Below are 17,502 nucleotides of genomic sequence, written 5' to 3'. Positions count from 1 at the left end.
GTAAAGACAGACCCCCATCTTTTACGGGAGATCCGGGATTCCTGACGCCCCAGATCTCTCATCCCCGCCTGCCCGCCAATTCCTGGCAGAACTCAGTTGACCAGTCTTTCAATTTCTTCAGGGCTGAAGCCTGCCTCTGAAAGAATTTTACGTGAGTGCTGTCCCAGAGTGGGCGGGGAGTTCAGGGGTGTCTCGCCCATCCGCAGCGGCGTGAGGAGGTGGGTCACCTTCCTCCCACGTAGGGTGTCCTCGGACTCCACGAAGAGGCCGCGAGCGCGAAGCTGGGCATCCGCGAGCACCTCATCACCTTCGAGTACTGGATCGACACACACATCCGTACCCGCGAAGCGCTCCATCCAATAGGCGAGCGGGTGCTCGGCGAAGAGGCGAGACAACTCAGCCTTCACACGCTCGCCCGCATCCCCCGTGTCATACGCATCCGCGAGCAGCTCCGGCCGGCCGAGGACCTCGCACACGCCGGCGAAGAACTTGGGCTCCAGCGCGCCCACGGCCAGGTAGCGCTCGTCGCGGGTGCGGTACAATCCGTAGCAGGCATAGCCGCCGTTGAGGGCTTCACGGCCGCGCCGCAGGGGCTGGCCGAGCTCGCCCATGGCCAGACGCGCCGCCAGGTGCATGTGAAGGAAGGCCAGGGCGCCATCCGTCATGGACACATCCACGAAGCGGCCCTGTCCGGTGCGCTCGCGCTCGTGGAGCGCCGCGAGCACGCCCACCAGCGCGAAGAGGCTGCCGCCGCCAATGTCACCCAGTTGCACGCCGGGGAAGGCCGGCGCTCCATCCGCCCGCCCGCCGTAGCCGAGCACGCCCGCGCGAGCCGCGTAGTTGATGTCATGTCCCGCCTTCAGCCGGTCCGGCCCCGTCTGCCCATAGCCGGAGATGGCGCAGTAGATGAGCCGCGGGTTCTGCTCGTGCAGCACGCTCCAGCCCACGCCCAGCTTGTCCATGACGCCGGGGCGGAAGCTCTCCACCAGCACGTCGTAGCCGCGCACCAGCCGCTTGAGGGCGTCGCGTCCCTCGGGAGACTTGAGGTTGAGCACCAGCGAGCGCTTGTTGCGGTTGAGCCCGTAGAAGAGCGCGCTCTCGTCCTCGCGCAGGGGCGGCATCTGACGGATGTAGTCGCCACCTCCGGGGTCCTCGACCTTGTCCACCGTGGCGCCCAGGTCTGCGAGCACCAGCGTGGCGTAGGGGCCCGGCAGCAGGCGGGAGAGATCCAGGACCTTGAGTCCAGTCAGGGGGAGCGTGTTCATGGGGGTGGGGGCGGGGGGTGGACAAAAAAGAAGCGGCGCGGCCCCGGAGAGGGGCACACGCCGCTCGAGGAGCCACGCGCCCGAGGGCGCGGCTCCAGCGATTCTAGCCGAGCAACTTCGCCAACTTCATGGCGAGGCCCATGTCCATCGGCTTGAACTTGAGCTTGCCCTGCATGGCGGCCATCTGGGCGTTGAGCTGCTTGGCGCGGATCTTCACGAAGTCGTCGTTGCTGACGGTGACGGTCATCTTCGGGGTGCCCTCGGCGCCCTTCGTCACCCAGTTGGCCGACTTCGTACAGTCCAGCGTCCAGGTGCCACCGTTGTCACCGGTGATGGTGAAGTGGATGACCGAGTTGATGTCCTTGGCCAGCTCCGGCTTCTGCTGCAGCACGGTCGGGATGTCCTGCTCGAGAATCTCCTGCGCGGTCGCCATGACTCTCTCCTTTGAGGGATTGATTGATGAATCAACGCCGGTTGCGACCGTAATGATGGCGCCCGGGCCGGTCAAGCCATCAGAAGCACCTCAGCGCCCCGCACTGGCCTGGGCCTGACCCAACGAGCGCCGGACCATGTCCAGCAGATCATTGAGCTCGAAGGGCTTGGCCAGGTGACCCACCGCGCCGATGTCCGTGGCCTTGCTGCCCACATTGCGGTCCGCGCTCAGGACGATGAGGGGGATGTTGGCCACGGCGGGCTTCTGCCGCATCCGCTGGGCGAACTCCCACCCGTCCATGACGGGCATCATCAGGTCCAGGAGGATGAGCTGGGGGGGATCCGGCTCGAGCCGGTCCAAGGCTTCCTTGCCATTGCGTGCGCGGCGGATCTCGAAGCCCTCGGCCTCGAGAATCTCGGAGAGGGCCTCGAGGATGTCGGGATCGTCGTCGACCACGAGCACGACGTTGGATCCCGGGTGCTGAAGGTTGGCGGAAGACAGGTTCTTCTCCTGAGGTTGCACGCGCACTCGATTTTCTCTCAAGGGGCGGGAAGGTGCGGAAGAAATCAACCAGCTCGTAGGGCAACGAGGCAGGCTCGTTGCAAAATCGACAATGCCTGCCCACCGTTCTCCTAACCCATGGACGAGGAGGCGGCAGGCGTGAGGCACGAGGGGGAACAGCGGGATGCGTCCGGGGAAGAGATGCCCGGGTTCGCCCTCCTCTCGCGGCGGGGCCACTTGAGAGAGGTGGATGGACGGCTGCGCACCCACCTGGGGGTGGAGCGGCTCCCCGAGACCGTGGACTCGGTGACGCAGCTGCTGGAGGGGGTGGGCTTCCGCCGGAGACCGGGCTCGAACCTCTGGGAGCGCGAGGGGCGGCTGCTGCAGGCGGACGAGAGTCCACTGGAGGACGGGGCGCGCCTGGTGTGGACGAGGCCCGTGGTGGGAGACGAGGAGCTCATCCGCCGCCGGGTCCGCTATCTGGGTCTGGCTTCTCATGACTTGCGGGGCTCCCTCGCCAATGTGCGCTCCTACGCGGCCCTGCTGCTCAATGGCCGCATCCCGCTCGAGCCGAAGGCGAAACGCGGGTTGGAGACCATTCTTCGGAACACGGACAAGGCCCTCGCCTTTGCCCAGGACTTCTTCGACGCGAGCCGAGCCGACCTGGGCATGTTGGCGTGCGAGCGGGAGCGGCTGGCGCTCGAGCCCCTGCTCGCCCACGCGGTGGAGCACAACCTGGAGGCCGCGGGCACGGCGAGCGTGGCGCTGAGCCTGGAGCTGCCCAATGGCCCCCTGCCCGAGGTGGACGTGGATGGAGGCCGCGTGCAGCACGCCGTGGAGGCCTTCATCCGTCACCACCTGCTGCGCGCCCAGGCGGGGGAGCAGTTGCGTGTGCGCGTGCGGCCGGAGGGTGACCACCTCCGGGTCGAGGTGCGGCGCGACGGCGTGCCCCTGACACAAGAGGAGGCCGCCCTGGCCTTCTCGCGCGAGGAGCGCGCCTTCCAGGAGAAGAAGCTGGAGGATCCGCTGCGCCTGATGCTCGCCCGTCAGGAGGTGGAGGCGCTGGGCGGTTCGGTTGGCATGACAACGGATGCGGGGGGAACCACCCTGTACCTTACGATTCCCATCGCGCTCGCTTCCTCGGCGGGCATCCAGCTCTGAGGCCCCCTCTCGTCGTGCTGGCGACCCGCGCGCTCCGGGGCTATCCTGCCCCAGTCTTTTCCAAGGAGTGCGCGATGGGTCTGAAGATGTCGGAGATTCTGCTGATCATGGGGGTGCTGCTGCTCCTCTTCGGAGGCTCGCGCCTGCCGCAGCTCGGCTCCGCGCTGGGAAGCGCCATCCGCAACTTCAAGCGGGGCTTTGGCGGCGAGGACGCGCCCGCGGACGACAAGAAGCAGCCGGGTGCGCTCGCCAGCAACGGCACCGTGGAGAAGGACGTCAACGCCCGTAGCACCAGCCACCAGGGCTGAGTCCACGTCTCGAAGGCTCCCCCGCACCGCGCCCGAGCGGCCCTCCCTCAGCGGGAGTGGTAGCTCGGGCATTGTCGTTTCTCAATTCGCCTGGCCGTCGTGCTCGTAGAGGCCGTCGAGCACCGCCTTGAACTTCTGGCTGACGTGCTTGCGCTTCACCTTGAGGCTCGGCGTCAGCTCGCCCGACTCCTGGCTGAAGTCGGCCTTCATCACCGCGAAGCGCTTGAGCGTGCTGTAGGACGGAAGCTCCGCGTTCACCTTGTCGACGATCTCCTGCACGGCGGCCTGGAGCTCCGGCCGGCGGCACAGCTCCTCGTAGGAGCCGGGCACCACGCCCTTGCCGGCGAGCAGCTTGCGCGCGGGCTCCTCGGCCACGGTGATGAGCGCCACCAGGTACTTGCGCTGGTCGCCGTGGACCACCGCCTGGCTGATGAGCGGGAACGTCTTGAGCGAGTTCTCGATGTTCTGCGGCGCGACGTTCTTGCCGCCGGAGGTGACGATGATGTCCTTCTTGCGGTCGGTGATGCGGAGGTAGCTGTCCGCGTCCACCTCGCCGATGTCCCCGCTGTGGAACCAGCCATCGGCCTCAAGCACCTCGGCGGTGGCCTCGGGGCTCTGGTAGTAGCCCTTCATCACCCCCGGACCACGAATGAGGATCTCCCCGTCCTGGGCGATCTTCACCTCGGTGCCGGGCAGCGGCGGGCCCACGGTGCCGATCTTCACCTTCTCCGGCGGGTTGACGAAGGTGGCGGCCGACGTCTCGGTGAGGCCGTAGCCCTCCACCACCGTGTAGCCGAGCAGATCGAAGAACCAGGCGATCTTCTTGGACAGGGGCGCGCCGCCGGAGATGAACAGGCGCATGTTGCCGCCCAGCTTCGTGTCGAGCTTCGCGCGCACCTTGCTGAACACCAGCTTGCGCGCCAGCGCCATGCCCACCTGGGGAGGCGCGCGGCCCTGGTTCCTCGCCTCCACGTACTCATCGAAGAGCGCGAAGGCCCAGCGCACCAGGCGGCCCTTCACCCCCGGCTCGGCGGAGCCATCGGCCACCACCTTGCTGAAGACCTTCTCGAAGACGCGCGGCACCGCCGGGAGGATGGAGGGGCGTGTCTCCATCAGGTTCTCCATCAGCTTGTCCGTGGACTCGGCGAACACCATCCGGAAGCCCATGGCCAGCCAGGCGGCCTTCACCACCTGCCCGAAGGAGTGCGCCAGCGGCAGGAACATCATCACCGCATCGCCAGGCAGCATCAGCGAGCGGCTCTTCACCCCGAGGGCCTCGTAGGACCAGTTGCCATGGGTGAGCAGCACACCCTTCGGATCGCCCGTGGTGCCAGAGGTGTAGAGGATGCTGCAGACGTCCTCCGGGCCCATGGCGCGCACGCGCTCGTCGAAGGACTCCGGCCGGGCCGCGTGGGCCTCGCGCCCCCGGGCCATCAGGTCCGCGAGCGTCAGCTCTGCGTCGCCCATGGCCGGGCCCTCGAAGAGGACCACCTGGCGCACGCCGGGACACGCGGCGAGCTTCTGGCGCAGGCGGGTGGCACGCCCGGGTTGCTTGGGCGTCTGCGCGTCATGGTCCACGAAGACGAGCGAGGCCCCGGAGTGGTTGAGGATGTAGCGGACCTCGTCCGGCGTGTTGGACGCGTAGATGGGGACGGTGATGGCCTGCGCGGCGGAAATGGCCAGATCGCACACCACATACTGGAGGCTGGTGTCCGCGAAGACAGCCACGCGCTCCCCTGGCTTCACGCCCTGGGCGATGAGCCCGGCGGACAACACCTGGACGTCCTCGAGGATCCGGCCCCAGGTGACGTCCTCCCAGCGGCCTCCCGTCTTCCAGCTCGCCGCCACCTTCGTGGGTGACTGGGCCCGTTCGAGCAGGAGCGCGACCAGGTTGCGTGCGGAAGCGGAGGGAGTGGCCAGCTGGGTTTCCGCCCTCATTTGAGCTCCTCTTCGATGGCGGCCTGGACCTTCTTCGACCAACCCTGGACGCGTTGGCCCTCGGCCGGGTCATACCCCACGCTCCCCTGGGTCACCTTGAGGATGGCCTCGTGCGCCTTCTTCTCCTCGCCATCGGCGAGCAGCGTTTCGGCCAGATACAGCCAGGCACGCAGCGCCTCGGGATGCTTCGCGATGGCCTTCTGGTAGTGCTCGGCGGACTTCTTCAGGCTCCTCTTGGGCCAAGGTAGTTCATAGTAGTAACGCCCCTTGGCCAGCAGCGGTCCGCCGCGCTCGTACATCGGGTCGAGCTTCAGCGCGGCATCCAGGCGCTCGTTGTACTTGCTCTCCAGACCCTCGCCGAGCGCCGTGAGGATGCCCACCGCCTGCGAGTAGGCGCCGATGCCCAGGGCCGCGAAGTACTGGCCCTCGACGCGATCCGGCGCCACCTTCCGCGCCCGATCCGCCAGCTCCCACGTCTGCTTACCCAGGGACTTCTTCACCTGGGCGTCCGTGGCCCCATCCGCCTGCCAGTTGCGGAGCTGCGCCGCGCGCCACAGCACCTCGTAGTCCTCGGGGGAGGCCTCGACCGCCTTCTTCAGCGCCTCGTCCAGCTGCTTCACCGCGGCGGGGTCCGCGCGCCGGGCATAGAGGGCATCCCAGGCGGCCAGCTCCTCGGGGGTCGCGGCCAGCGCTGGCAGGGTCATCAGCAGGAAAACAGCAAGTAAAATCGAGCGCATACACGGCGTGTTAGCACGCGATTTCCGCGCCCAGCAACCGGGCCCCCAGACGACGAAGGCGGTACCCGCGGTGCGCCGTGCACCTCAGGTACCGCCCCGTTTGGTAGCGGACATGAATCGTGTTCCCGCGGTTACGCGGCGTCCGCCGAGGACAGGTCCTGCTGCTCCTCGTCCTGGTTGAAGGCCGCCAGGTAGCGCTCGAGGAAGTTCTTCGTCTTGAGCTCCACCTGCCGCACGCGCTCGCGCGACACGCCCCAGCGCTGGCCCAGCTCCTCCAGCGTGCGCGGCTTGTCCTGCGTGAGCCGCTCCTGGAGGATGTCCCAGCCCAGGTCGCCAATGCGCTTGCGCACCTTGGCCAGCGCCTCCTGAACCTCCTCGGCCTGCTCGCGGCCCAGGAAGACCTCCTGCGGCGACGGGCCTCCGTCCTCCAGCCGATCCAGGAAGGTCGTCTCGCCTTCCTCGTCGATGCTCGCGTCGAGCGAGAAGTCCGTCATGCTGCCGCGCTCGGCCTCGCCGCCGCGCACCTGGCTGCGGTTGTCCTTGAGGTAGCGGGTGATGTAGGCGCGGATCCACCACACCGCGTAGGTGGCGAAGCGCACGTTCTTCTTGGGATCGAAGTGCTCGATCGCCTTCATCAGACCCACATTGCCTTCCTGGATGAGATCGTCCAGCCGGGCTCCGCGGTTGGAGAATTTCTTCGCCACCGCCACCACGAAAGCCAGGTTGGACGTGGCGAGCGTCTGCCGCGCCGATTCATCACCCTTGCGAGCGCGCCGGGCCAGCTCGTACTCCTGCTCTCGGGTCAGCTGCGAATGATCCCCGAGATGACGCAGGTAGTGCGACAGGCCCTCGGCTCCATACTTCATCGTCCTGTTCGCCATGATTCGCGTCTCCGTTCCTTTAGTCGGACGCGCTCGCCCCCCGGTTCCGCGTCCACATCTCTAGGACGCACAACGGACCGAAGGGTTTCTCATTTCCGTTCCGGGGTATTTCTCCTGCTTACCCTGTCAACAAGCGGGCCGGGGTGTGTCACATCCGTAGGTGACAAATCCGGAGCCGGATTGAGGAACGACCTTCCGTCTCGAAGAGCACGCGTATCCGCGTAGGTCTAAGAACAGCGGGGCGCTGGAAAGATTTTCTCGGGATTCAGGAGTCCTGAAGGATCAAAGAAGCCCTTCAAGCGACGCTGGAGCTCCAGGACGGGCTCGGATTGTTCGAGCGCCAGATATTCCCGCTTGGCGTGTCCCACTCCATGCTCGCCCGTGATGGTGCCACCCATGGAGACGGTGAGCTCGAGCATGCGCTGGATGGCGGTCTCCACCAGGGCGCGCTGATGGGGGCCCTCATAAAGGATGTTGGCGTGCAGGTTGCCGTCCCCCGCATGGCCGTACGTCGCCACGGGCAGGCCGAGCTCCGCACCCATCTTCTTGAGTGCGAGGATGATGTCGGGAATACGGGACCGGGGTACCGCGATGTCCTCTGAAATCTTGTGAGGACGAAGGGTGCGTAACGCCCTGGAAACTTCCCGGCGGGCCGCCCAGAGCTTCTCGCGCTGGGACTCGTCCTGCGCCACCAGCACTTCCTTGGCGCCGTGCTGTTCGCAGATTTCCCCGAGCTGTGTGAGCTCCGCGAACAAGCCGTCTTCCACGTTGCCATCCACTTCGGCGATGACGGCCGAGCCAGCGCCCGGTGGGAAGTTGAACCCCCGACCATCCACGGCCTGGAGGGCCACGTCGTCGATGAGCTCCAACGTGCGCGGGAGGATGCCCGCCGCCAGCACGGCGGTGATGGCGCGCGCGGCGGTGTGCACCGAGTCGAAGACCACGAGCGCCGTCTTCACATACCGAGGTTTGGGGATGAGCTGCACGGTGATCTCCGTGGCCACCCCGAGCGTGCCCTCGGAGCCCACGAAGAGGCCGACGAGGTCGTAGCCCGCAACGCCCTTGATGGTGCGGCGACCCACGCGGAGCACCTGCCCGCTCGGCAGCACCCACTCCAGGCCGATGACGTAGTCGCGGGTGACGCCGTACTTGAGTGCGCGCGGACCGCCCGCGTTCTCCGCCACGTTGCCGCCCAGGGTGCAGAACTCCCACGAGTTCGGGTCCGGCGGATAGAAGAGGCCCTGTTCCTCCACGGCCTTCATCAACTCGCCCGTGATGACGCCCGGCTGCGCCACCGCGACGAGGTCCTCTCCGGACACGGAGAGGAGGCGGTTCATCCGCTCCAGGCTCACCGCCACCCCCCCGCGCAAGGCGAGCGAGCCGCCGCTCTTGCCACTGCGCGCCCCGCAGGGCGTGAAGGGCACACCGAGCGACTGGCAGGTGCGGAAGACGGCGGAGACCTGCTCGGTGCTCTCGGGGAACACCACGAGGTCCGGCGGGTAGACCCCCGAATCGGACTCGTCCTTGGAATAGTTCTGGAGGGTGGACTCGTCGCGACGCACCTGGCCGGGCGAGAGCACATCCACCAGCGCGGCGTGCGCGCGCTCCACGAGCGAGGGGTCGACTCGGGGAAAGGTCCGCTCCGCCGGCAGGCTCATCGTCTCGTCGCTCCCAGCCGGGCCCACAGCTCGCGGCGCAGCGCTCCGTCCTTGCGCAGCCTTCCTTCGTAGGCCTCCGCATGCGTGCGGGCGTCGCGCTGCCGGTCTCCCCGGATGCGCAGGCACGCCTGCTCCGCCTCGATGATGCAGGCGGTGGCGGGGCTCTTCAGCACCCGCGCCAGCGACGAGGCCACCTCGCGCGCCAGGTCCTCCTGAAGGATGAGCCGGTGCGCGAAACAGTCCACCAGCGCGCTCAGTCGGCCGAAGCCCACCACCCGCTTCGCTGGAACGTAGGCCACGTGCGCCCGGCCCTCGAAGGGCAGCAGGTGGTGCGGGCACATGGACTGGAAGCGCAGGTCCGTCACCACCACCAGCTCCCCGGACGAGTTCGCCGGTGCCGGGAACGTCTCCCCCAGCGCCTCCTCCGGCGTGCACCCATAGCCGTCGAGGAACTCCTCCGCCCAGGCCTCGGCCACGCGCTCCGGCGTCTCCGCGAGATTGGGGTCGCTGTTCAACGGAAGACCTGCCGCGCGCAGGAAGTCCTGGATGGCCGCGGCCATGGCCTCCCGGTCGGGCTTCACGCGGTCACGCACCACTCGGGGGTTTCCCACAGACGAAACTCCTTGCGTCCTTCGAGCCGAGCTACCTTAGAGGGCGCGCAACCTACCCGAAGCCGCCACCTGAATCTCGTCCCCGATGACACGTACCGTGAAGATGCGCACCCGCTCGCCGGGATTCGTCGGGCTGGCACCCGTGCGGACGTCGAAGGCCCAGGCGTGGAGGGGGCAATAGAGGAGGCACCCGTCCTGGTCCCCCTCCGACAGAGGACCACCCCGGTGCGGGCAGGCCTGCTGGAGCGCATACAGCCGTCCCTCCGCACGGACCAGCGCCACCCACTCCTCCCCTACCCTCACCACCGCCCGTCCCCGCTCGTCCAGGTCCGCCAGGCGCGCCACGGGAATGAAGAGATTGTCCGCTTGTCCGTTCATCGGCCGTTATCCAACGCCTCCCCGTGGACCCCTTGTCCCAGTGTGAATACGTTGGGAGGCCCGTCGTCGCACCCTTGACACCCCTCCAGGGGGCCAGTAGAGCAGATAATTACCGTCTTCCCGACTGATGAGATTCCGAGCCCACATCGCCGGACAACTGCTCGCCACGTGGCTGGTGGTGCTCTGGGTTGCCCAGCCGGTGCTCGGTATCGCCCACGCGCAGGAGCACGTCCACCGCTACTGCCCGACGCACCGCGCGTTCGAGGAGGCCTCGGCCAATGGGGCCACGGCACTCGCGATGCGGCTCCGGGACGCGAAGGCCATCGAGAAGCTGCCGGCCACCACCACCGGGACGCTCCGTCATGAGGAGTGCGCCTTCGTCTCGGTCAGCACGCGGGATGACGGGGCGCCGCGCTCCGAGGTCCCGTCCGTCGTCCAGGCCTGCCTCGAGGTGAGCCGTCCGGCCACCGCGCCGCCCCGTCCCCTCTCCTCGCTGTCCGTCCTCGATACCGCCCCCAAGGCCTCGCCTCCGGCGCGCGTCTAGCGCCGTCGAAGCGAAGTCATGGGTCGACGTCCGCCCTCCGCGGGACGTCTGGTTTCGAGGAGTCCTCTGTGTCCCCCACATCGCGCCGGCTCGCCGGCCTCGTTGTCTGTCTGTCGTTCTGCTTCTCCCTGTCCGCGTTGGCTCAGTCCTCGCCAGATGCGGGTTCCCCCTCCACCCCTCCCGACGCCGGCACTCCTCCCGAGGAGGACGCGGGCGTCTCGGCCGAGGACCTGAAAGCCATCGAGGAGGCGCTCGGCAAGGACACGGCCGCAGCCGCCGCATCAGGCGCCGCCGCCGGCACGCCGTCCGAGCCCACGTCCAGTTCCAGCGGGGTGACGATCAGCCCCTCGAACATCAACATCAAGGGGCTGGACCTGTCCTTCATCCTCGACGTGGCGGCGGCCGCCTTCTCCTCGAAGGAGCCCCTGCAGACGGGCGGCCATGACCCCACCAACAACGGCTTCAACTTCCAGCAGTTGGAGATGTCGGTCAACACGGCGGTGGACCCGTACTTCCGCTTCAACAGCAACATCGTCTTCAGCCAGTTCGGCGTCGAGGTGGAGGAGGCCTACGCCACCACCACCGCCCTGCCCGCCAACCTCCAGGTGCGCGCCGGCCAGTTCCTCACCCGCTTCGGCCGGCTCAACCCCACGCACCCGCACACGTGGGACTTCGTGGACCAGCCCTTCGCCATCGGCCGCATCTTCGGCAGCGAGGGCAACCGCGGGCTGGGCGTGGAGGGCTCCTGGCTGTCGCCCCTGCCCTGGTATCTGGAGGTGGTGGGCTCGGTCACCGATGCCACCGGCGAGGGCACCGCGCGCAGCTTCCTCGGCTCCGCGGGAGGCGGAGTCACTTCACCCTTCGACTTCCAGTTCACCGGAGCGGTGAAGCAGTTCTTCCCCCTGTCGGATGACCTGTCGCTGCTGTGGGGCCTGTCGGCCGCCAACGGCCCCAACCCCACCGGCTACCACAACCGCACCGACGTGTTCGGCACGGACGTGTACCTCAAATACCGGCCCGTCAAGGGAGGCAGCACCACGCTGGTGACCCTCCAGGCCGAGCTCTTCTACCGGCGCCGGCAGGTGCCCCAGGACGTGCTGTCCGACTTCGACGGGTACGGCCAGATCCTCTGGCGCTTCTCCCAGCGCTGGGCCGCCGCCGGCCGCTACGAGTTCGGCACTCCCGCTCACAACCGCAACGGCGCCGTCGCGAATGATCCGCTCGACCCCGAGTGGACCGCCAACCGCCAGCGCCTCTCCGCCAACGTCACCTTCTGGCCCACCGAGTTCTCCCGCCTGCGCCTGCAGGGTGCAACCGACCTCGCCGGCTGGCGCGACCACCCGGACTATTCGGTCTTCCTCGCACTCGAAGTGGTGATGGGCGCTCACGGTGCCCATTCCTTCTGAACCCTTTCGCTCCGGAGTCTTCCATGAGCCCCTTTCGATTCCTCGCGGCCCTGAGCGCCGCCCTCTGTGTCCTCCTCGCCCTCCCCGCCCACGCCGACCTGAAGGTGGTCGCCTCCGTGCCGGACCTCGCCGCGATCGCCAAGGCCGTGGGCGGCGAGCATGTCCAGGTCACCTCGCTGTCCGTGCCCACGCAGGATCCCCACTTCGTGGACGCCAAGCCCAACCTGGCCCTCGACCTCAACCGCGCGGACCTGCTGCTCGCCATCGGCATGGAGCTGGAGATCGGCTGGCTGCCCACGCTCCAGAACGGCGCCCGCAACAACCGCATCCTCTCCGGCAGCCCCGGGTTCCTCGACGTGTCCCAGTTCGTGAACAAGCTGGAGGCCCCCACCACGCCGGTGGACCGCAGCCACGGCGATGTGCACCCGGGCGGCAACCCGCACTTCCTCTATGACCCGCGAGCGGGCCTGGCCGTGGCCAAGGGCATCGCCGACCGGATGATCTCCCTGGATGCGAAGAACGCGGACGCCTACCGCGCCAACCTGGCGAAGTTCACCGACGAGTTGCAGAAGGCCATGCCCGGCTGGCAGCAGCGTCTGGCCGGGATGAAGGGCACGCCCGTCGTCGCCTACCACAAGACGACCGCGTACCTGTCCGATTGGCTGGGCTTCGACACCATCGCCTACCTCGAGCCCAAGCCCGGCATCCCGCCCAACCCCGCCCACGTGGCCCAGGTGCTCGGGCTGGCGCGCCAGAAGAAGGCCCGGATGCTCCTCCAGGAGGACTACTACCCGTCCTCCACCGGCACCCAGTTGTCCAAACTCATCCCCGCCCCGCTCGTCATCCTCCCCGGTGGCACCGACTTCCGCGCCGGGCAGACCTACCCCCAGCACATCGAGGACATCGTGACGCGCCTCGAGAACGGCCTGAAGGGCAAGGGGACCTGAGCATGCGCAACTCCCTCCTCTTCATGTTGGGACTGACGCTCGGCGGTTGTGCGTGGGACGCCGGCCAGGGTTTCGCGGTGGTGGAGCCCACCGTGCGTGTCGCGTACGAGCCGCTCTCCGACCGCGCCGTGGATGACGGCTACCAGCGGCTGAGCTCGGACTATCAGGTGCACGTGGACTCGGCCTCGATGCGGCTGTCCGACATCGAGCTGCTCTCCAGTTCGGGCGGCACGGGCGGGACCTTCGACCCGGCCAATCCACCCGCGGGCTACTCGCTGTGCCACGGTGGCCACTGCCACCGCGACGACGGGGCGCTCATCCCCTACGAGCAGGTGGCCGCGGAGCTGGGCGGGGGTGGCGGCTCCAGCGCGGTGGTGACCTTCCCCGTGGGCGAGCCCCTGAACCTGCTCGCCCCGGAGACGCGCCCGGTGGCCTGCGAGCCCGACTGCGCACTGCCCGAGGCCCAGGTGTCCCAGGGTCGCTGGAGTGTCGGCTCGCTGCACATCGAGGGCACCGTGCGCGACGGCCGCGCCACGCCACGCCTCCCGGGCGAGCACCGCTTCAAGCTGGACCTCGCGGCCGCGGACAGCGATGCGCCGGTGGCGGTGCTCGACGGCGCGGTGAACCTGCCCTCGGATCGTTCGCACCCGCCCCAGACGAAGCTGGACCTGGATCTGGTGCTCACGGCCGCCCTCTTCGATCCCCTCGACTGGAGCACGCTGAAGCAGGACTCGGACGGAGTGGTGGACTTCAACGACGCGGCCAACGCCGAGGCCCGCAAGGTGCTGCTCGAGCGGCTGGCCCGTTTCACTCCCACCTCGGAGGTGACCCGTGGGAAGTAGTGAGCACGCCCCGACGCCCGAGGGCGCACCCGTCAACCATCCGCACCAGGAAGATCTGCTCCTGTGCTGCGAGAACCTGGTCATCGGCTACCAGGGCCAACCGCTGCTGCCCCCCATCAACCTCCAGGTGCGCCGCGGCACGTTCCTGGCCGTCATCGGCCGCAACGGCTCGGGCAAGAGCACCTGGTTCAAGACCCTGCTGGGCCTGCTGCCCCCGGTGTCCGGCCGCGTGTTCCGAACCGGCGAGCACGTGAAGAGCGCGTACGTGCCACAGACGTCCGGCATCGACGGGCTGCTCCCGGTGCGCGCGCGAGAGCTGGTGCGCTGGGGGCGGCTGTCCGGGTGGAACTTCCTGCGGCCCTTCTTCTCACGCGAGGACCGCCATGCCGTGGAGGCGGCGCTGGAGTCCGCGGGCGCCGTCCCCATCGCCCACCGGCCCTACCGCGAGCTGTCCGAGGGCCAGAAACAGCGAGCCCTGCTCGCGCGGGTGCTGGCCACCCAGGCGGACCTGGTGCTGCTGGACGAGCCCACCGCCGCCATGGACGCCGTGGCCGAGCGCGAGACCATGAAACGCCTGGCCGAGCTGGCACGCGCGAAGAGCCTCGCGGTGGTGGTGGTGAGCCACGACCTGCGCGTGGCCGCCGAGTTCGCCGACCAGCTCCTCTTCGTGGACAAGGAAACCCCGGCCGTGGTCATGGGGGACGCGAACACGGTTTTCTGCCATCCGGCCTTCCGTCACCAGTACGGTGACGACTACTGCCCCAGCCATTCCCCGTCAGGACATCCCCGTGGACCCGCAGCTGGTTGAGACCACCTCCTCCTGGGCACAATTCTGGGACGCCTTCGAGCTGTTCCGGGACCCCATCCTCTGCGCCCTCATCGCCGGAGGCGTGCTGGGATTCCTCAGCGTGTACGTGGTGCTGCGGCGCATGGTGTTCGTCAGCGCCGCGGTGACGCAATCGGCCGGCCTCGGCGTCGCGCTGGCCTTCTTCGCGGAGATCCACCTGGGCCTGCACGTGGCGCCCACCGTGGGCGCGGTGGGCATGGCGCTCCTGGCCACGCTGCTGTTGATGATGGACCCGTCCCGGCTGCGGCTCACCCGAGAGAGCATGCTCGGACTGGCCTATGCGCTCACCGGCGGCGCGGCCGTGCTGGTGGGTGACCGCATCTCCCAGGAGGCCCACGACGTCGAGGCCATCCTCTTCGGCACCGCGGTGCTGGTGGAGCGCTCCCAGCTCATCACCGTGGCCGCGGCGGGGGCCGTCATCCTCCTCATCCACTTGTGGTGGTTCCGCGGCCTCACCTTCGCCAGCTTCGACCGCACCGGGGCCCTGGTGCAGGGACTGCCGGTGCAGGTGCTCGACGCGGTGCTGATGATCTCCATCGGGTTGATGGTGGGCGTGTCGGCGCGGGCCCTCGGCGCACTGCCGGTGTTCGCCTTCTCCACTCTGTCCGCGATCGGCGCGCTGATGCTCGACCTGCGGCTGCCCTGGACTTTCCTGCTGGCCACCTTCCTGGGTGCCGTGGCTGGACTGGGTGGCTACCTCTTCGCCTATTTCTACAACTTTCCCGTGGGTGCCTCGCAGACGGTCCTCTCGGGGGCGTTGGTCCTGCTGGCGCTCGCCGCGCGTGGCGTGAAGCAGCTCGTCTCACGCGGCGCGGCGCGCTGATTCGGCGCTCGGGTTGCACCTCGCGCAGTACACTCCGGTGTCCCCACCACCGGAGTCCTGATGGTTGCTTCACGCTCGTGGCTGTCGTGTCGTGTTCCCCGTGTGTTGATGTCGTGCCTCGTCCTGGGAATGGTGGGCTGTGCTCGAGGAACACGCCCCACTTCGGAGGACGCCTCGGCATCCAGTGACGCCGACGGGAGCACGCCCCGGTACGAGCACGTCTATCTCTTCCCACTCGAGCACTCGATGGCCGCGGCGCAGCAGCTCCTGCAGGAGCGCGGCTTCACCTTCGAGCCCATGGAGAGCGAGAAGAATGAGACGCGCCTGCTGTCGTCGTGGGACACGCCATCGACGGGAGTGAGCCGAAACGGCAAGCTCACACGCTACTTGATGGTCGGGCTCCAGGTTGCGCCCAAGCAGTCCGTGGTCCGCATCTTCCGGCTGTCGCGCGCCATGGTCGGCAACGACGTCGAGATCGCCACCCTGAACGACAAGATGAAGCTGGAGGCCCAGGAGCAGAACGCCGATCCCATCCGCAACAAGGGCCTGAGCTTCCAGACGGAGCGCGTCGCCGAGACACGAGGGGTGATGAACGGCATCCGGGCCACGGACCTCGAGAATGAGCTCACCCTGCGCCTGGAGTCCGGGGCCTCCATCGAGCTGGTGGCCGGCAACATCAAGTCCGAGGACAAGAAGCCCGCGCGCCGGGGCGAGGACTTCTACCTCCAGCGCTGGAAGCAGCAGCCCGAGGGCAATGCCCCCGTGGCGAGCGCACGCTGCGGGACCGAGGTGCGCGGCCTGCGCAAGCTGCTCCGTCCCGGCCAGACGCTGCTCATTGGAGAGCAGCTCGGCTCCGAGCAGCTCCCGGCCATTGTGGGCGACATGGTGTGTCAGGCCGCCGAGTCGGGACACATCGTCACGCTCGGCCTCTCCATCCCCCGCCTGGAACAGGAGCGGCTCGACCGCTACCTCACGAGCGCTGGCGGCCCCGCCGATCAGGACGAGCTGCTCGATGGTGACTTCTGGCGCAGGCCCTACCAGGACGGCCGCAGCAGCCGCGCGGTGATGGACCTCATCGACCGGGTGCGGGCGCTCCGAGCCTCGGGGCTGATCATCCACCTGGTGGCCTACGACACGGACCTTCTCAAGGGCAACGAGCGCGATGCCGCCTTCGCCGACGTCTGGATGAAGCGCCGAGCGGCGAGACCCGAGGAGGTCTTCATCGTGGTCTCCGGCAACGCCCACGTGAACGTCAGCCGTGGCTCGCAGTGGGACTCCGGCTACGAGCCCATGGGCTGGCACATGCTGAAGGCCGATCCCACGCTCAAGGCCCTGGACATGAGCTTCGCCCAGGGCACGCGGTGGGCCTGTGACCTGAACGCCGAGAGCAACCTCGACTGCCGCGTCTACGGCTCCACCCCGAGCCAGCTGGTCGCCAAGGTCAAGGGGCTGAGCCCGCACATCGAGCTGTTCGAGGGAGGCGTCTCCCTCGAGGGCTACCACGGACTGCTCTACGTGGGCGAACTGAGCGCCTCGCCCCCGGCAACGGCCCCGAATGCGATTCCCGTCAGGTCCCAGGACACGACCCCGTCCTCGCCCACGGCGCCTCCGAGGCCGCCTGCCCGCCTCAACCGCTAACGGACCGCGGCGGAGACCTTCTTGAACTCGGGTGTGCCCGCGCACCCGAGCAGGTCGAACAGCGCGGCCTCCACCGTGACGATGTGGGCGCCCGCATCGCGGCACATCTCCAGGCCCACGCGCCGATCCTCCGCGTAGCGCGACATCACCGCGTCCGCGCAGAGGAGCGGCGTGAAGCCCTTCTCGGTCAGGTCGCGCACCGTCTGGAAGACACAGACGTGCGTCTCCATGCCCACGAGGAGCACCTGCTTGCGCTCGCCGAGCCTCGCGGCCACGTCCGGCACACAGGCGCTGAACTCCACCTTCTCCACGGCGGAGTAGCTGCCCAGCCGCATCTTCACCAGCGAGTGCGTGGGCCCCAGTCCCTTGGGGTACTGCTCGGTGACGATGATGGGCAGCTCGAGCGCCTTCGCGCCCTCGATGACCGCGTTGGTGCGGTTGATCATCCGGTCGAGCGCATCGCGCTCCATGGCGGCGCACAGGCGCTCCTGGATGTCGATGACGAGGAGCGCGGTCTGGTCTCTCTTGAGGCGGAAGGTGGGCATGGGGCGGATTGTCCGGAGCCGCGCTCTCGCGTCAAGCGC

At 68.2% G+C, this 17,502-nt stretch carries 19 protein-coding genes; 9 read left to right on the top strand and 10 right to left on the bottom strand.

Annotated elements, in window-relative coordinates; genetic code table 11:
• Positions 1-92: 92 nt before the first annotated feature.
• The 3 genes from DAT35_RS39905 to DAT35_RS39895 form a co-directional block, all read right to left on the bottom strand.
• Positions 93-1,265 carry a CaiB/BaiF CoA-transferase family protein gene (locus DAT35_RS39905; protein ID WP_108074536.1) on the bottom strand — a complete coding sequence of 391 codons (1,173 nt, stop codon included), beginning with the start codon at positions 1,263-1,265 and terminating at the stop codon, positions 93-95.
• A 103-nt stretch (positions 1,266-1,368) separates the two neighbouring features.
• Positions 1,369-1,698, bottom strand: coding sequence for an SCP2 sterol-binding domain-containing protein (locus DAT35_RS39900; RefSeq protein WP_108074535.1), 330 nt, complete (start codon positions 1,696-1,698; stop codon positions 1,369-1,371).
• 90 nt (positions 1,699-1,788) lie between these two features.
• Positions 1,789-2,160: a response regulator gene (locus DAT35_RS39895; protein ID WP_199243141.1), complete on the bottom strand. Its 372-nt coding sequence runs from the start codon at positions 2,158-2,160 to the stop codon at positions 1,789-1,791.
• A 198-nt stretch (positions 2,161-2,358) separates the two neighbouring features.
• Between DAT35_RS39895 and DAT35_RS39890 the strand changes: the two genes are divergently transcribed.
• On the top strand, positions 2,359-3,360 hold the full coding sequence (locus DAT35_RS39890; RefSeq protein ID WP_233261998.1) for a sensor histidine kinase KdpD: 1,002 nt from the start codon (positions 2,359-2,361) through the stop codon (positions 3,358-3,360).
• Positions 3,361-3,434: 74 nt separating this feature from the next.
• Positions 3,435-3,668 (top strand): twin-arginine translocase TatA/TatE family subunit, encoded by a 234-nt coding sequence (locus DAT35_RS39885; RefSeq protein WP_108074534.1) that lies wholly within the window; start codon positions 3,435-3,437, stop codon positions 3,666-3,668.
• An 81-nt stretch (positions 3,669-3,749) separates the two neighbouring features.
• Here DAT35_RS39885 and DAT35_RS39880 read toward each other — a convergent pair whose 3' ends face one another.
• From DAT35_RS39880 to DAT35_RS39855, 6 genes are all read right to left on the bottom strand, one after another.
• Positions 3,750-5,606 (bottom strand): long-chain fatty acid--CoA ligase, encoded by a 1,857-nt coding sequence (locus DAT35_RS39880; protein ID WP_108074533.1) that lies wholly within the window; start codon positions 5,604-5,606, stop codon positions 3,750-3,752.
• Positions 5,603-6,343 (bottom strand): hypothetical protein, encoded by a 741-nt coding sequence (locus DAT35_RS39875; protein WP_108074532.1) that lies wholly within the window; start codon positions 6,341-6,343, stop codon positions 5,603-5,605. The genes DAT35_RS39880 and DAT35_RS39875 overlap by 4 nt, the downstream gene beginning before the upstream one ends.
• Before the next feature lie 131 nt (positions 6,344-6,474).
• Complete coding sequence (locus tag DAT35_RS39870) at positions 6,475-7,224, bottom strand: RNA polymerase sigma factor RpoD/SigA (RefSeq protein ID WP_108074531.1); 750 nt, start codon at positions 7,222-7,224, stop codon at positions 6,475-6,477.
• 227 nt (positions 7,225-7,451) lie between these two features.
• A complete protein-coding gene (locus DAT35_RS39865) occupies positions 7,452-8,882 on the bottom strand; it encodes an FAD-binding oxidoreductase (protein WP_108074680.1) in 1,431 nt (476 codons plus the stop codon).
• Positions 8,879-9,442 carry a GTP cyclohydrolase I gene (gene folE, locus DAT35_RS39860; RefSeq protein ID WP_369946316.1) on the bottom strand — a complete coding sequence of 188 codons (564 nt, stop codon included), beginning with the start codon at positions 9,440-9,442 and terminating at the stop codon, positions 8,879-8,881. Before folE ends, DAT35_RS39865 begins: the two co-directional genes overlap by 4 nt.
• Positions 9,443-9,529: 87 nt before the next feature.
• A complete protein-coding gene (locus tag DAT35_RS39855; RefSeq protein WP_108074529.1) occupies positions 9,530-9,871 on the bottom strand; it encodes a Rieske 2Fe-2S domain-containing protein in 342 nt (113 codons plus the stop codon).
• A gap of 127 nt (positions 9,872-9,998) precedes the next feature.
• On the opposite strand from DAT35_RS39855, the gene DAT35_RS39850 reads away from it, so the two are divergent.
• The 7 genes from DAT35_RS39850 to DAT35_RS39820 all read left to right on the top strand — a co-directional run bounded on the left by DAT35_RS39850 (position 9,999) and on the right by DAT35_RS39820 (position 16,918).
• The gene (locus tag DAT35_RS39850) at positions 9,999-10,415 is read left to right on the top strand and encodes a hypothetical protein (protein WP_108074528.1); all 417 of its coding nucleotides are present in this window, start codon (positions 9,999-10,001) and stop codon (positions 10,413-10,415) included.
• Positions 10,416-10,483: 68 nt separating this feature from the next.
• Complete coding sequence (locus DAT35_RS39845) at positions 10,484-11,821, top strand: zinc-regulated TonB-dependent outer membrane receptor (RefSeq protein ID WP_108074527.1); 1,338 nt, start codon at positions 10,484-10,486, stop codon at positions 11,819-11,821.
• A 23-nt stretch (positions 11,822-11,844) separates the two neighbouring features.
• Complete coding sequence (locus DAT35_RS39840; RefSeq protein ID WP_108074526.1) at positions 11,845-12,768, top strand: metal ABC transporter substrate-binding protein; 924 nt, start codon at positions 11,845-11,847, stop codon at positions 12,766-12,768.
• A 2-nt stretch (positions 12,769-12,770) separates the two neighbouring features.
• The gene (locus DAT35_RS39835; protein WP_108074525.1) at positions 12,771-13,610 is read left to right on the top strand and encodes a hypothetical protein; all 840 of its coding nucleotides are present in this window, start codon (positions 12,771-12,773) and stop codon (positions 13,608-13,610) included.
• The gene (locus tag DAT35_RS39830; RefSeq protein ID WP_108074524.1) at positions 13,600-14,418 is read left to right on the top strand and encodes a metal ABC transporter ATP-binding protein; all 819 of its coding nucleotides are present in this window, start codon (positions 13,600-13,602) and stop codon (positions 14,416-14,418) included. The genes DAT35_RS39835 and DAT35_RS39830 overlap by 11 nt, the downstream gene beginning before the upstream one ends.
• Positions 14,399-15,280, top strand: a complete 882-nt coding sequence (locus DAT35_RS39825) for a metal ABC transporter permease (RefSeq protein ID WP_108074523.1) — start codon at positions 14,399-14,401, stop codon at positions 15,278-15,280. Before DAT35_RS39830 ends, DAT35_RS39825 begins: the two co-directional genes overlap by 20 nt.
• 108 nt (positions 15,281-15,388) lie before the next feature.
• The gene (locus tag DAT35_RS39820) at positions 15,389-16,918 is read left to right on the top strand and encodes a hypothetical protein (RefSeq protein WP_146210082.1); all 1,530 of its coding nucleotides are present in this window, start codon (positions 15,389-15,391) and stop codon (positions 16,916-16,918) included.
• Here the strand turns inward: DAT35_RS39820 and DAT35_RS39815 are convergent.
• Positions 16,915-17,463, bottom strand: coding sequence for an isochorismatase family protein (locus tag DAT35_RS39815; RefSeq protein WP_108074521.1), 549 nt, complete (start codon positions 17,461-17,463; stop codon positions 16,915-16,917). The two genes, DAT35_RS39820 and DAT35_RS39815, sit on opposite strands and share 4 nt — an antisense overlap.
• Positions 17,464-17,502 lie beyond the last annotated feature (39 nt).

Source organism: Vitiosangium sp. GDMCC 1.1324 (assembly GCF_003044305.1).
Lineage (GTDB): Bacteria > Myxococcota > Myxococcia > Myxococcales > Myxococcaceae > Archangium.
This window is presented reverse-complemented; position numbering and strand designations above follow the sequence as displayed.

Excerpts from the sequence above, each read along its gene's own strand:
- DAT35_RS39880 (WP_108074533.1), bottom strand. The coding sequence starts at position 5,606 with ATGAGGGCGGAAACCCAGCTGGCCACTCCCTCCGCTTCCGCACGCAAC.
- DAT35_RS39900 (WP_108074535.1), bottom strand. The coding sequence starts at position 1,698 with ATGGCGACCGCGCAGGAGATTCTCGAGCAGGACATCCCGACCGTGCTG.
- DAT35_RS39870 (WP_108074531.1), bottom strand. The coding sequence starts at position 7,224 with ATGGCGAACAGGACGATGAAGTATGGAGCCGAGGGCCTGTCGCACTAC.
- DAT35_RS39855 (WP_108074529.1), bottom strand. The coding sequence starts at position 9,871 with ATGAACGGACAAGCGGACAATCTCTTCATTCCCGTGGCGCGCCTGGCG.
- DAT35_RS39905 (WP_108074536.1), bottom strand. The coding sequence starts at position 1,265 with ATGAACACGCTCCCCCTGACTGGACTCAAGGTCCTGGATCTCTCCCGC.
- DAT35_RS39850 (WP_108074528.1), top strand. The coding sequence starts at position 9,999 with ATGAGATTCCGAGCCCACATCGCCGGACAACTGCTCGCCACGTGGCTG.
- DAT35_RS39865 (WP_108074680.1), bottom strand. The coding sequence starts at position 8,882 with ATGAGCCTGCCGGCGGAGCGGACCTTTCCCCGAGTCGACCCCTCGCTC.
- DAT35_RS39835 (WP_108074525.1), top strand. The coding sequence starts at position 12,771 with ATGCGCAACTCCCTCCTCTTCATGTTGGGACTGACGCTCGGCGGTTGT.
- DAT35_RS39840 (WP_108074526.1), top strand. The coding sequence starts at position 11,845 with ATGAGCCCCTTTCGATTCCTCGCGGCCCTGAGCGCCGCCCTCTGTGTC.
- DAT35_RS39875 (WP_108074532.1), bottom strand. The coding sequence starts at position 6,343 with ATGCGCTCGATTTTACTTGCTGTTTTCCTGCTGATGACCCTGCCAGCG.
- DAT35_RS39815 (WP_108074521.1), bottom strand. The coding sequence starts at position 17,463 with ATGCCCACCTTCCGCCTCAAGAGAGACCAGACCGCGCTCCTCGTCATC.
- folE (WP_369946316.1), bottom strand. The coding sequence starts at position 9,442 with ATGGCCGCGGCCATCCAGGACTTCCTGCGCGCGGCAGGTCTTCCGTTG.
- DAT35_RS39885 (WP_108074534.1), top strand. The coding sequence starts at position 3,435 with ATGGGTCTGAAGATGTCGGAGATTCTGCTGATCATGGGGGTGCTGCTG.
- DAT35_RS39820 (WP_146210082.1), top strand. The coding sequence starts at position 15,389 with ATGTCGTGCCTCGTCCTGGGAATGGTGGGCTGTGCTCGAGGAACACGC.